This is a genomic window from Lutispora saccharofermentans (genome assembly GCF_024363565.1).
GTDB classification, from domain to species: Bacteria; Bacillota; Clostridia; order Lutisporales; family Lutisporaceae; genus Lutispora; species Lutispora saccharofermentans.
The window spans coordinates 417,119-430,508 of record NZ_JAJEKE010000002.1; the positions used below are offsets into that span (position 1 = coordinate 417,119).

The following is a 13,390-nucleotide window of genomic DNA, read 5'->3' on the forward strand; positions in this document are numbered from 1 at the left end:
TACCTAAATCTAGAGATTAGTGACTGGCGACTAGTGACTAAATTAAAATACAGAGTTGAAAATAAGGAGACTGATTATATATGGTAGATTTAGTTATAAAGAATGCTCATGTTGTTACGCCTGCCAATATTTTTTTGGGCGGAGTAGCAATAGAGAATGGTAAAATAGCAGCTGTTGCTTCTGACGGTTCCTTGCCGGAGGCAAAAGAAGTCATTGACGGAAAAGGAAATTACCTCATACCGGGAGGCGTGGACCCTCATGTTCATATACGTTTCCCTGGAGGAGCCCACAGGGAGAATTTCAAAACCGGCACTGAAGCCGCGGCAGCAGGTGGTATAACCACCATAATAGAGCATCCCATCTCAAATCCCCCTCAGTATTCGGTTGAGATCCTGAATAGAAGAGTTGAGGCTGTTAAAGAGCAGGCTATTGTGGATGTAGCCTTTTTAGGTGCGGCAGGAGGCGGCCATTTAGATAAGATCGGTGAAATAGGCAAAGCCGGTATAGTCGGCTATAAAACCTTCCTCCATGATGCACCTGAAGGAAGGACAAGCGAATTTGAGGGCCTTACGAGCAAGAATAATTTTGAACTCAATGAAGTATTAAAGGAAATAAAAAAGACATCACTTTTAGCATCTGCTCATGCGGAAGATAATGATCTGGTTTCCGGAGGTATTGCTAAACTTAGAAAAGAAGGAAAAACATATCCAAAGGCACACTGTGAATCCCGCCCTGCTATCGTTGAGGTGCTTGCTGTTGAAAGACTTATAAGGCTTGCAAAAGAAAACGGGACAAGATTATACCTTGTTCATATGTCAACTCCGGAAGCAGTTGAGTTAGCTAAGAGAGCAAGACAGGAAGGCCAGGAAATTTATATTGAGACATGTCCTCATTATTTATATCTTGCTGACGACGCTCTCGATAAGTTTGGCACCTATGCAAAATGCAATCCTGCATTGAGAGACAAGGATCGAGTTGCCAAGATGTGGGATTATATCAAAGACGGAACAATCGATACAATAGGCAGCGACCATGCTCCATATACGGTTGAAGAGAAGGAGAAGAAAAAGGAAGATATATTTGTGGCACCTTCCGGTTTCCCCGGGATTGAAACGAGCATGCCCCTTATGTTTACGGCAGCAAAAGAAAACAAAATATCCATTGATAGAGCGGTCAAGCTTTTATCTACCAATCCAAGTAAAATATTTGGATTGTATCCTAAAAAGGGTGCAATATGCCCTGGAGCGGATGCAGACCTTGTGCTGATCGATCCTGATGAAGGATATACGATTCATGCAGGCGAAATGTTTACCAAAGCCCGTGATGTTGCAAAGGTATTTGAAGGAAAGCGCGTATACGGAAAAATAAAGAAAACCATACTTAGAGGCAAGGTTGTTTTCGATGAAGGCAAGATACTTGCAAAACCCGGATATGGCCAATGGGTGGTGCCGGTTAAATAAAAGCATTAGGATATATGCTATTGGGAGGTTTACGATATGATCAAGATCAATGGGGCCCGACTTATAGAAGATCTCGAAAATCAAGGGAAAATAGGCTGGAAGAAAGGCGAGGGCCTTTTTAGAGAAGCATATTCGGAGGACTACATAAAAGTCAGAGATTATGTTGAGCGAAGGATGAAGGAAGCAGGTCTAAAAACCCGCGTGGATACTGTAGGAAATATCTTCGGCAGATTGGAAGGAAGAGATTCAAAGGCGAAGACTATCCTGACCGGTTCACATCTTGATGCAGTCAAGGCCGGAGGGATGCTTGACGGTGCATATGGTGTTATAGCCGGTCTCGAAGCCCTTAGAACCTTAAAAGAATCGGGAGTGCAGCCCAGGCATTCTATAGAAGCAGTCGGGTTTATAGCAGAAGAAGGCGGACCGTTAGGCGGGACATATGGAAGCAGAGCGTTTACAGGTCAGATGGAAACGCCCCCGTCGGACGAAGTTCTGGAGAGTTATGGTATGAAAAAAAAGGATATTGCCGATGCAAGGGCAGATATTGAAAGCTATGCAGCATTTATGGAGCTTCATATAGAGCAGGGACCTGTTCTCTGGCGCAAAAAAATCCCTATAGGAATACCCACTGCCATTGTGGGAATAACCAGGTATAAGGGCTGCGTATCGGGGGAAGCCAATCATGCCGGCACAACTCCAATGCTGGAACGCAAGGATGCGGTATATCAAACTGTTGTACTCCTTCATGAGTGGCTTGAATATATGAGGGCCCAGGAAAATATGGTCTGCAATATTGGATATATTGATGTAGAGCCCGGTCAGATAGGAATAGTTCCCGGCGAAACCAGGTTTGGAATAGAGATACGTTCAACAGAAAAGGAAAATACACATAATGCTGTAAATAAATTAAAGGAGATATTCTCAAAAGCCGAGATATGCACAGCTAATGTTGAACTCTGGGTTGATAAACCTCCTGTCAAGCTTGATGAAAAAGTCATTGATGCTATAGAAGGAGTAAGCCGTGAGCTTGATATAGAGTGCATGAGGATGCCGAGCGGGGCTTCCCATGACGCAAGCCCTCTTGCCCGCGTAATGCCTGCAGGCATGATATTCGTTCCGAGCATAAATGGCATAAGCCATAACAAAGAAGAATCTACTGAAAAAGAAGATCTGATAAAAGGAGCTGCTGTTCTTGCCAACACATTGCTGAAGCTGGATACGATTTTGGCATAATGAAGCTTGAGAGTCGTTTCTGGCTGGAAGAGGACGGCGTGAAGGTGTTTGGGAAGGGGCCTCTGATACTTCTTGAAGCAGTAGATAAGCTGGGTACCCTCAATAAGGCTGCAAATAAGCTTGATATGTCCTACAGCAAGGCATGGTCCATGATAAAAAGAGCGGAGGCTAAATTGGGCTTTTCGCTTCTTGAACGACACACCGGAGGCATAGAAGGCGGTGGGTCTGACTTAACACCTGAAGCCAGAGCCTTGATCAAAAGCTATAGGAATTTTTGCAAAGAAGCCGATAACATTTTGGATGAACTGTATAATAAGCATTTTGAAAATGGGTTTTAATTTTTGCTGTCGTTATTTTATTTAAAAGATAACGGGGATCGGAATAGGGAAATTAATAAGGAGTGAGTCTGGTGGGCAATCAAACATCCCATATCCATATATATATTAATGGAAAAGAGTATGAGTCGGATATATCGCCTAATTTGACGCTTTTAGATTTTTTAAGGGAAAATATCGGACTCAAGGGAACAAAGAAAGGCTGCGACAGCGGCCATTGCGGTGCGTGTACCGTATTGCTCGATGGAAAGCCTGTAAATTCCTGCATGCTTTTGGCCGTGCAGGCCGATGACAAGAGGGTAACCACAATAGAAGGACTGAATGGAGGGGGAAAGCTTCACCCTATCCAGCAAGCCTTTATAGAAGAAAATGCAGTTCAATGCGGATTTTGTACACCCGGCATGATCATGTCTGCAAAAGGCTTGCTGGACAAGAACTCTAATCCTACTGATTTACAGATAAAAGAAGCTCTTTCGGGAAACCTCTGCAGATGTACCGGATATACAAAGATAATAAAAGCAGTAAAAAATGCAGCAGATAAACTCAATAATGAAGAGAAGCATTCTAAATTGGAGGAAAAGTAATATGGATGATTTTAAAGTCGTGGGCAAGTCACATCCGAGGCTTGAATCTGCAGCGAAGGTTACAGGTCAAGCAAAATATGTAGATGATTATGTCCTGCCTCATATGGTGTATGGCATGATCTTGAGAAGCCCTTATGCCCACGCCAGAGTGAAAAGCATTGATAAAACCAGGGCGGAAAAGGTTCCTGGAGTGCTGAAGGTGCTTCTTCCTGAGGATATGCCGGACAAGCTGTTCAACTGTTCAGGCAATCCTCCCTCTCCCTTATTGATAGAGGATGAAAGGATATTAACGGATCACCCGTTGTACATGGGAGATCGGATAGCTGCAGTCGCTGCAGTTACAAAAGAAGCATGCAGAGAAGCCCTGGATGAATTGATTATAGAATATGAGGAGCTGCCTGCATTATTTGATGTTGATGATGCTTTGAAAGAAGATGCGCCGCTGCTGCATCCGGAAATAAGCGGCAGCAATGTCGTGAAAAAGATAGAAGCTGAGCAAGGGGATGTAGATAAAGGCTTTGAAGAATCGGACTATGTTTTTGAAGATACATATTATACACCTATGATACAAAATGTTTCTATGGAGCCGAATAGCTGCATCTGCGATTATACCTTTGAAGGGAAGCTGAACATAATTAGCACTTCCCAAACCCCTTTTCAAGAAAGACGAGTATTGGCAAAGCTAATGGGCATGGCTGAAAACGATGTAAGGATAACGAAGCCTATGATGGGAGGCGGCTTTGGCGAGAGGCAGCAGCTGCACAACCAGCATGTAGGTGCCATACTCTCAAAGTCTGTCGGAAGGCCCGTTAAGATTATAAATACGAGAGAAGAACAAATGTATGCTTCGGTGGTAAGACATAGTGCAAGGATAACCCTGAAGATAGGTGTATCAAAGGATGGCTATATCAAGGCATTAAAGGCCAAAGCCTATTATAATACGGGAGCATATACGACCCATGGGCCGACAGTAGTCGCGGCAGGGAGCAGAAAGGTGAACTACAGGATACCCAACTATCTCTTCGAGGGCTACTGTGTCTATACTAATTCACCCGTGAGCGGAGCGGTAAGGGGATATGGAAATCCTCAGATGACCTTTGCACGAGAAGTGATGCTCAATACAATAGCGAAAAAGCTGAATATGGACCCTATAGAATTCAAAATGAAAAATCATGTGAGGGTCGGAGATAAGCTTCCGGCCGCATCAGCCCCTCTTCTCAGCTGTGCTGTTGAAGAATGCTTAAATAAAGGGGAAGAAATAAGAAGGAGAATAGACGAAGAAGAGGCGAGGAATAGCTCAAACAATGATACTGACATAAAAGAAGCTTGGGGCACGGCTTTTTGCTGCCATACCTCCGGACCATCCTCAAAGGAAGGCATGAGCTCCAGTGTGGTATTGATAAATGATGACGGTACGGCCAATTTGCTTATGGGCTCTGCCGATATAGGGCAGGGAAGCGAGACCATACTTGGCCAAATCGCGGCAGAAGGGCTGGGGATTGACCTTAAGGATATAACCATAACAGCTGCCGATACTAAATTCACTCCATATGATACAGGTACCTTTGCCAGCAGCCAGACATACGTGGGGGGCAACGCTGTATTTCTGGCTGTTAAGGATGCAAGGGAAAGAATAATGAAGGCATTGGCGAGAATATATGAAACTGTTGGAGATGATATCGTATTTGAGAATGGCAGATTTGTTGTCAAGAGCCCTGATAAAAATTGTGAGTTAACTTTTAAAGAAGCTGTATCAAAGGTAACCTTTGGGCAAAAAGGGGTGATCATAACCGGAAGCTCCAGCTATAAAGCTGAGGAGGCCCCGCCGCCTTTTGCGATTTGTTGGGCTAAGGTCGCTGTTGATATGATTACGGGCAGTGTTCAACTAAAGCATATAATCGAAGCAGTGGACGTGGGCAAAGCAATAAATCCCGAGTTTGTGGAAGGGCAGGTACAGGGCGGGGTAAGCATGGGCATAGGCTATGCTATGATGGAACAGATCGAAATTGATAAAAAGACCAAAAAAGTCCTATCCTCAGACCTTATCAATTATGAAGTTCCTCTAACCCTTGACATGCCGGAAATCCATGTGTATATTGCCGACGGATATGAACCTACCGGACCCTTTGGAGCCAAGAGCGTGGGAGAATTGGCCACTGTTCCGGTTGCTGCGGCAATAGCAATTGCGATATCCAATGCTGCCGGGGAAGAAATAAAGAAGATCCCTATAACTCACTCATACATTGCCAAAGGCTTGAGAGCATAAAAAACATAAAACAACAGAGGTGATCCTATTATGATAAAATCCGGTTTTGAATATCTTGTTCCTGAATCCCTTTCCGATGCTTATGATTTCAAAAAAAAGCATGAAGAAGCTGCTTACATTGGGGGAGGGACAGATTATATACCTTTATTGAAGTACGATCTGAAAAAACCTGAGACGATTATAAGTCTGGGAAAAATAATGGAATTAAAAAAGATAGAAGCGGATGAAAAAGGGATGTTTATAGGTTCGATGGTTACCTTGGAAGAGATCCATGAAAACAGATTTGTCATAGATTCCTTTCAATCATTGGCACGGGCTGCCCAAAGTGTTGCTTCTCCGCAGATACGAAACATGGGAACTATAGGAGGCAATATACTTCAAGATAGGAGATGCATGTATTTCAATCAATCGGAAGATTGGAGGAGCAATCTGGCATCATGCTTTAAAATAGGCGGGAGCATATGTCATCAAGCTCCTAAATCCGAGGTTTGCAGGGCGTTATATTATTCGGATATAGCTCCTGTGCTGTTGAGCCTGGATGCCGAAGCAGAAATTTATGACGGAGAATTGATAAGAATGCCTGTCAGCCATCTTATCAAAAGCCATATTGAAAGAAACGGAAGGATAAAAACCAATGATTTTATTTTAAAGGGCTTTTATATTCCTTATTTACCTGAAGACTCCTGGGCGAAATTTGGGAAATACAGCTTAAGGGCTTCAATAGACTTCCCTGCTATGAATATAGCAGCCAGATATTCTAAGCGTGAAGAGAGTTGTATTGTCAGGATAATAGCAGGAGCCGTATCCCCTGTTCCAATAGAATTGAATGATATTGAGAGCATGATAGTCAACCATCTTGATAAGCTGGAAGAATATAAGAAGGATATCGTTGAAGGTGCACTTTCGGAACTGACAAAAAAAAGCTGTCTGATAAGAGAAACTGGGATATCCATAAATGCAAAAAGGAATGCTTTTAAAAATATTTTACGAATGACAGATGGTTTAATTTCTGCGATCATAAAAAAATAATTGATGCCGTTTAAAGGTTTACAAAGTTTTGACATTGCGTTATACTTTTGTTAGTATAACGCAGCATTATTTGACTCAGGAGGATAAATGTTGAAGAACATATTTTTAACGGGCAGCATACATATCGGCAAAACTACAGCATTGAATGCTTATTTAAGCAGCTTTAGGGGAACTGTTGGAGGATTCAGCACATTTCGCATGACCCATGACGATAAGGTTATCGGTTTTTCAATGAAGCCTTTAAATGCCAGGGGTACTGTCATGCCCGCATATATTGCAAGACAGGATGAAAAAGGCAACTGGATACCTATGCCGGATACCTTCAATGATATGGGTGTCCATATATTAAAAAAAGCTTTAGAGGATAAGGTTGATCTTATCATAATGGATGAATTAGGTTTTTTTGAGGAACATGCCTATCCCTTTCAGAAAGCGGTCTTTGAATGCTTGGACTCGCACATACCTGTATTGGGAGTTATTAAAACAGTATCATCAGGCTTCTTAAATGATTTAAGGAAAAGAAAAGATATACAAATACTTGAAATGACAAAAGAAAACAGGGATGAAATACCGAATAAAATTTTAAAATTGTTAGGATATGACGGATATGTTTGTGTGGAATGAATATAAAATAAAATGGTTTGAGAAGGCAGCCTATTTGACGGATTTCTATGAAGGCATAGCGGAAAAGTGCGATGAGAGAGGCCTTGTAAACAAGAACTCGGATGTATTGGATGTGGGATGCGGCTTAGGCTATCTGTCCATGGCCTTATCCCCTTATGTAAACTCTGTTACGTCTTTGGATATCAGTGAAGAAGCCATTGGATTCCTGAATAAAAAATGCGATGAAAAAAAGATGAGCAATATAAAGCCTATAGCCTGCGATTGGAAAAAACACAAGCCGGAAAAAATATATGATGCAGTTTTTATATGCTATTGCGGCGGCTTTGGCACAGAGGAATTTTTTAAATTGGCCGGGCTTAGCAGTAAGTATGTAGTAGGTATTATCCCTAATAGCTCATTTGGAGATAATTTTGGCATAAACCGGTTTTTTGAGCCGGTTAAGACCTATACGAGGAGAGAAAACTTAAACAGCGTATCTAACTTTTTTGAACAAAACAATATCATATTTGGCAATATTGAGCATAACTGCGAATTTGGCCAGCCTATGGACAGCATGGAAGAATACAAAAGCTTTATGGAGCATTACTTTGATATAAAAGATGATGCTTTGTTGAAAAAGCATTCTGAAGCTTGTCTGAAGAAAAAAGGAAAGGCCTACTATCTTCCTAATATTAAACGCAGCAATATAATAATAGTCGAAAACGGCTTATGCTCTGGCAATCATAAAGCTTTTCAGTGAAAATGGCTAAAGGAGTATAGTATGTTGGATGAAGCTTATAAAAGGAAAAAATACTTTCTGATACTCATACCTATCATAATTTTTATAGTGTCTATAATCCTTGGAAGATACCCTATGAGCTTGAGCGACATAGGGGATGTGCTTGGAAACAAACTACTCGACCTGAATAAGCCTGTTGACGAGGGATTGGAAACTGTTATTTTCCAAGTCCGCCTGCCGAGGATTACAGCAGCATTTTTAGTCGGAGGCGCATTAGCAGCTTCAGGTGCTGCATATCAAGGCATGTTCAGAAACCCGCTGATATCCCCTGATATACTTGGAGCTTCTGCAGGTGCAAGCTTTGGGGCATGCATAGGGATTTTGTTTTCCTGGTCAATTGCAGCTATACAGCTTTCTGCATTTATATTTGGCTTAATATCGGTTTTTATTACTTATGTCATAAGCAAAAGCATAAGAGGAAGGGATGCCACCCTTATGCTTGTATTGACAGGTATTTTGGTAGGAACCGTTTTCTCATCATTAGTTTCATTGACCAAGTTTGTTGCAGATCCTTATGGAAAGCTCCCGGAGATAACCTTTTGGCTTATGGGAAGCCTGGCTGCCGTAAAAGACACAGATGTCTATATGCTCTTGCCTTGCTTTATTATTGGGATAGTGCCTCTTTACCTGCTGAGATGGAAGCTTAATGTACTCTCCTTCGGAGAAGAGGCCCAAGCCATGGGCGTGAATGTAAACAGATTGAGGATGATCGTGATCATCTGTGCAACTTTAATGACAAGCTCATGCATCGCGATAAGCGGATTAATAGGCTGGATAGGCCTTGTGATACCTCATCTTGCAAGAGCTGTTGCAGGCCCTGACTATAAGAAGCTTCTGCCTTATGCTGTCGTAACCGGAGGAACATTCCTGCTTATTATTGATGATATAGCAAGATGCGCAAGCTCTCTTGAGGTTCCTCTCGGTATATTGACCTCAATCATGGGTGCACCGTTTTTTATTTACCTTTTGATGTATTCAAGGAGGGGATGGAATTGAAGCTCGAAATAAGAGATTTGACCTTCGGCTATGGCAAGAAGGCTGTGGGGCACGACCTGAGCATCGATGTCGGCGAAGGCCAGTCTTTATGTATTTTAGGATCAAATGGAGTAGGCAAAACAACGCTTTTAAAAACAATATTAGGCATATTGAAGCCTATGGAGGGAGAAGTACTGATCGATGGCATAAGCACCAGGGGATGGTCGCCTGCAGAATTCGGCAAAGCCATAGCCTATGTGCCGCAGCAGCATATTCCGCCTTTTCCTTTCTCTGTTTTGGATGTAGTGTTGATGGGAAGAACAGTACATATGAGCACTTTCGGGATGCCTAAAAAGCAAGACAGAGATATAGCTTGTGATATTTTAAAGAAAATGGGAATAGATGATCTGAAAGACAAATCCTATACGGAGATCAGCGGAGGGGAAAGGCAGATGGTATTGATCTCCAGGGCCCTGGCCCAGAAGCCTCAGATACTTATATTGGATGAGCCCACATCGAATCTTGACTTCGGTAATCAGGCAAGGGTGCTTGAATATATTATAAAGCTGGTAGAAGAGGGGTTGACTGTGGTGATGACATCTCACCGGCCGGAGCATGCTCTGGCTGCTGCATCTAAGGTTGTTCTGATGAAGGGAGGGGATGCAATAGATTACGGATCGCCGGAGAATGTGATCACCGAAGAAAGCATGAAAAGCCTTTACGGCATAGACGTGGTGATGGTGGATGCAGACATGCCCGATAGGAGAAAAGCAAAGCTGTGCATACCTCTTATGAATTCTTATAACTAGAAAGGAGAAGAAGAATGAATAAAAAATCAATCAAAGCATTATCCTTATTGATCGCATTTACACTTATATTCTCTGCTATTACAGTCAATGCATCTAAAGCTGAAAATCAAACCCGAACCATAGTTGATATGGCGGGAAGAAAGGTAGCTGTTCCTGAAGCAGTAAACAAAGTATATTCAATGGGTCCTTCAGGCACTATACTTTTATACACTCTGTGCCCCGATAAGATAGTGGGAGTTAATTATGAGTTTACCCCAAGGGAGCTGAAATTCGTACCGTACAAATACAAAAAATTGCCTGTCCTTGGAGGCTGGTTCGGCAAAAACAATACCGGCAATATCGAGGAGATACTGAAGGCCAAGCCTGATTTTATATTGTCATATGGCACTATCGATAAAACCGCGATCTCTACTGTGGAGAAGATCCAAAAACAACTTAGCATACCTATTGTGATGGTCGATTCCAACCTTGAAAAGTCCTATAAGGCCTATGAATTTGTAGGCGACATTGTAAATGAGAAGGAAAGAGCAAAGGTTTTAGCTGATTATTCAAAAGCGATAATCAATGAAGTTAAAGAAAAGGCCGGTAAGCTGCCACAAAAAAAGGTAAGGATATACTACGCCGAAGGGGCTGAAGGCTTGCAGACTGAAGGAAGAAATTCCATAAGAACGCTGGTTTCCGATATGGTAGGCGGCCTGAACGTAGCGGGAATAAGCACCACAACGGATTATGGCAAGAGCCCTGTATCCATTGAGAATGTATTGGCCTGGGGTCCTGAAGTGATACTTGTAGGGTCAGATCCAAGCGGCGAGCATAAAGTTCAGAGCAAGATAATGAATGACAAAAGATGGGCAGGAATAAAAGCGGTAAAGAATAAGAAAGTCTATGAAATCCCCCATGGCCCCTTTAATTGGTATGACAGGCCCGATTCAGTCAACAGGCTTATCGGCCTGAAATGGATGGGAAATCTATTTTACCCTGATGTATTCGACTATGATATGAAAAAAGAAGCGAAGAAATTCTACAAAGAGTTCTACCATATCGATTTGACGGATGAACAATTGAAGGACTTGCTGGGGAACGCATATAACCCTATAAGATAACTTTGCAGTATTAAAAAGCAAAAATGGCAAATCACTTCTGGCTTTTTAATATCCATGGTAGCTTTTCTTGGGTTCATAGTGGGATAAATAAACTATTATAAATCTATTATAGCGTAAACTGGGGAACCGCCTGATACCGAGCTGTATGATAAGTGTTGTGAGAGTGAGGTAGGTGAGCTGATCACCTACCTCACTCGATTTTTGAAGTAATCCTATTTTGTATTCCTCGCCCTGTTTATTGTCTTCCTCATATTACCTTATGCTGTCCGCATAAATGTAGAACAGATAGCCTATATGCGAATAATTGTAAGGATGTATGTCTTTGTTGTGCCATCCTCTGCGGTCACAATGATATATACTTGAACGCTCCCTTCACCAACTTCTATAGGGGCTGATGGGCTTCCGCTAGCCACAGGCGTGCCATTGGCCGTGATCGTTGCAGCATCATCGCTTGCCGTAGGAATCACTCTTATTGTGTTTAGCTCCGGCAGCATTTCCATAGCATAAACATACTCAGTAATCGATGGCGTGAATTCCTGCAAATCTGCAAAGGTCTCACCATAGCTGAGAGCAAGGCCTGACAAATTAGCATCGCTGGATAGATACTCTCCGGGAATAACCGTGAGGATGTATGTCTTTGTTGTGCCATCCTCTGCGGTGACGACAATATTTATTTGAGTTTCATCTTCGGCAATATATATCATTTGTGATGGGCTTCCGCCGGCCACGGGCTCTCCATCTACCGTAATCCGTGCATTGCCATCCTTTGTCGTCGGAGTTACAGTTACGCCATTGCTTTGCGGATTCATTACGGCAAGATATTCGGTAGTCGATGATGTAAATTGTGAAGGCTCTTCAAAGGTCGCACCGTCCAGAATAAGGTCGCTCAAATCAGCATTGCCGGACAATATAGGCTGGGACGGTGGTTGAGGCGTAGGCCGGGACGGTGGTTGAGGCGTAGGCCGGGACGGTGGTGCAGGCAGCCTTTCGATGTCGATAATATATGTTCTGCTGCTTGTGCCATCCGCTGATGTTACCTTAACCCTAACCGTGTTCAATCCCGTATACAGGGAAATTCTTCCCGATGCTTCCCCGCTATTTACCAAAGCACCATTTACGGTTATGGTCTGGCCTTCATTACTTGCCTCCGCTATCACTTTGGTATTCCTAATATTATCAAAAACCACATCAAAGTATTTTGTCTTATCCGTAGAAAAGCTGGGATTTAACTGTATATTTTCAAGAAAAAGGCTTTTAAGCTCTGCATTAGAGGGGTCATAGATAAAAAAGGTTTCAGCCACGGCGCTCATTCCTTCAGCACCGACAGTGATATAATACCTTCCTGCCGTACTGTTTTTCATTGTATATTCCAGACTGAAATTGCCACTGGCCCTGCTAATTGTGTTTCCGACATATTCAATTCTATTTAAAGGATCGGTAATCTTAACTGTTACCTGTTGCCCTGGCTCTGAGTCAATGCTTCCCGTTATGTTAACCTGCTTATTTTTATTTATACTGGCCTTCAAGCTCACATCCGCACCATAATCAAAATATGTGGATACCGGCAAATCCAGGCCTGACGAACCTACAGCGACAAGATATCTTCCTTTTTGCTTATTTTTCATAATATATGAAATTTCATATTTGCCTCCATCCCTGCTAATACAATGCTCGATAAGCTCAATTCTTTTTTCGGGATCTTTTATGAGAACAGTAAGTTGCTGTCCGTTTCCTGTGCTGATCGTGCCGGACACTGTAACCTTATTGCTCTTATCAATGGAAGCATTTACGTCCACGCTTGCTATTATGGCACCTGTTCTATCCGGATAATAGTCAAAATACGTTCGTACAGCATTTAAAATGCCATACGCTCCAATCGTAACTTGATAACGTCCCTCCTTGTTTCCTGACAGTAAGTTTATAAAGGAAAAATTTCCATCAATTCTGCTTGCTGCTTCGTCAACGTACGCTAAACTTCCATCAGGTGCTATTACTTTGACTGTAATTTCATGCCCCGGGCCGCCGCTATTGTAGCCGACTATTGTTACAACGCCTCTTTTGTCAACCTCAGCCTTCACATTGCTGATATAAGCGTCGGAAGCGGCAACAACAGCGACCGGGCAAAATGAAAGCAGCATTACCGCTAAAATTACCGCTATGATGCGTATACATCGTTTTTTCATGCCTTATTCCC

General features: G+C 42.5%; 12 protein-coding genes. 11 read left to right on the forward strand and 1 reads right to left on the reverse strand.

Annotated elements, in window-relative coordinates:
• The first annotated feature begins 80 nt into the window (after positions 1-80).
• The 11 genes from allB (at position 81) to LJD61_RS04830 (ending at position 11,196) form a co-directional block, all read left to right on the forward strand.
• Positions 81-1,460, forward strand: coding sequence for an allantoinase AllB (gene allB / locus LJD61_RS04780; RefSeq protein WP_255226369.1), 1,380 nt, complete (start codon positions 81-83; stop codon positions 1,458-1,460).
• Positions 1,461-1,496: 36 nt separating this feature from the next.
• On the forward strand, positions 1,497-2,693 hold the full coding sequence (locus LJD61_RS04785; RefSeq protein WP_255226370.1) for a Zn-dependent hydrolase: 1,197 nt from the start codon (positions 1,497-1,499) through the stop codon (positions 2,691-2,693).
• Positions 2,693-3,031: a winged helix-turn-helix domain-containing protein gene (locus tag LJD61_RS04790; protein ID WP_255226371.1), complete on the forward strand. Its 339-nt coding sequence runs from the start codon at positions 2,693-2,695 to the stop codon at positions 3,029-3,031. Before LJD61_RS04785 ends, LJD61_RS04790 begins: the two co-directional genes overlap by 1 nt.
• Positions 3,032-3,102: 71 nt before the next feature.
• A complete protein-coding gene (locus LJD61_RS04795; RefSeq protein WP_255226372.1) occupies positions 3,103-3,612 on the forward strand; it encodes a (2Fe-2S)-binding protein in 510 nt (169 codons plus the stop codon).
• 1 nt (position 3,613) lies between these two features.
• Complete coding sequence (locus LJD61_RS04800; RefSeq protein WP_255226373.1) at positions 3,614-5,878, forward strand: xanthine dehydrogenase family protein molybdopterin-binding subunit; 2,265 nt, start codon at positions 3,614-3,616, stop codon at positions 5,876-5,878.
• Between the two features lie 30 nt (positions 5,879-5,908).
• Positions 5,909-6,907 (forward strand): FAD binding domain-containing protein, encoded by a 999-nt coding sequence (locus LJD61_RS04805; RefSeq protein WP_255226374.1) that lies wholly within the window; start codon positions 5,909-5,911, stop codon positions 6,905-6,907.
• Between the two features lie 90 nt (positions 6,908-6,997).
• Positions 6,998-7,531 (forward strand): nucleoside-triphosphatase, encoded by a 534-nt coding sequence (locus LJD61_RS04810; RefSeq protein ID WP_255226375.1) that lies wholly within the window; start codon positions 6,998-7,000, stop codon positions 7,529-7,531.
• The gene (locus tag LJD61_RS04815; RefSeq protein WP_255226376.1) at positions 7,515-8,270 is read left to right on the forward strand and encodes a class I SAM-dependent methyltransferase; all 756 of its coding nucleotides are present in this window, start codon (positions 7,515-7,517) and stop codon (positions 8,268-8,270) included. Before LJD61_RS04810 ends, LJD61_RS04815 begins: the two co-directional genes overlap by 17 nt.
• A 21-nt stretch (positions 8,271-8,291) precedes the next feature.
• A complete protein-coding gene (locus LJD61_RS04820) occupies positions 8,292-9,305 on the forward strand; it encodes a FecCD family ABC transporter permease (protein WP_255226377.1) in 1,014 nt (337 codons plus the stop codon).
• A complete protein-coding gene (locus LJD61_RS04825) occupies positions 9,296-10,093 on the forward strand; it encodes an ABC transporter ATP-binding protein (RefSeq protein WP_408614804.1) in 798 nt (265 codons plus the stop codon). The genes LJD61_RS04820 and LJD61_RS04825 overlap by 10 nt, the downstream gene beginning before the upstream one ends.
• A gap of 14 nt (positions 10,094-10,107) precedes the next feature.
• A complete protein-coding gene (locus LJD61_RS04830; protein WP_255226379.1) occupies positions 10,108-11,196 on the forward strand; it encodes an ABC transporter substrate-binding protein in 1,089 nt (362 codons plus the stop codon).
• A 290-nt stretch (positions 11,197-11,486) separates the two neighbouring features.
• On the opposite strand, the gene LJD61_RS04835 is transcribed toward LJD61_RS04830, so the two are convergent.
• A complete protein-coding gene (locus LJD61_RS04835) occupies positions 11,487-13,379 on the reverse strand; it encodes a cadherin-like beta sandwich domain-containing protein (protein WP_255226380.1) in 1,893 nt (630 codons plus the stop codon).
• Between the last annotated feature and the right edge of the window lie 11 nt (positions 13,380-13,390).

Excerpts from the sequence above, each read along its gene's own strand:
- allB (WP_255226369.1), top strand. The coding sequence starts at position 81 with ATGGTAGATTTAGTTATAAAGAATGCTCATGTTGTTACGCCTGCCAAT.
- LJD61_RS04785 (WP_255226370.1), top strand. The coding sequence starts at position 1,497 with ATGATCAAGATCAATGGGGCCCGACTTATAGAAGATCTCGAAAATCAA.
- LJD61_RS04790 (WP_255226371.1), top strand. The coding sequence starts at position 2,693 with ATGAAGCTTGAGAGTCGTTTCTGGCTGGAAGAGGACGGCGTGAAGGTG.
- LJD61_RS04800 (WP_255226373.1), top strand. The coding sequence starts at position 3,614 with ATGGATGATTTTAAAGTCGTGGGCAAGTCACATCCGAGGCTTGAATCT.
- LJD61_RS04805 (WP_255226374.1), top strand. The coding sequence starts at position 5,909 with ATGATAAAATCCGGTTTTGAATATCTTGTTCCTGAATCCCTTTCCGAT.
- LJD61_RS04815 (WP_255226376.1), top strand. The coding sequence starts at position 7,515 with ATGTTTGTGTGGAATGAATATAAAATAAAATGGTTTGAGAAGGCAGCC.
- LJD61_RS04820 (WP_255226377.1), top strand. The coding sequence starts at position 8,292 with ATGTTGGATGAAGCTTATAAAAGGAAAAAATACTTTCTGATACTCATA.
- LJD61_RS04825 (WP_408614804.1), top strand. The coding sequence starts at position 9,296 with ATGGAATTGAAGCTCGAAATAAGAGATTTGACCTTCGGCTATGGCAAG.
- LJD61_RS04830 (WP_255226379.1), top strand. The coding sequence starts at position 10,108 with ATGAATAAAAAATCAATCAAAGCATTATCCTTATTGATCGCATTTACA.
- LJD61_RS04835 (WP_255226380.1), bottom strand. The coding sequence starts at position 13,379 with ATGAAAAAACGATGTATACGCATCATAGCGGTAATTTTAGCGGTAATG.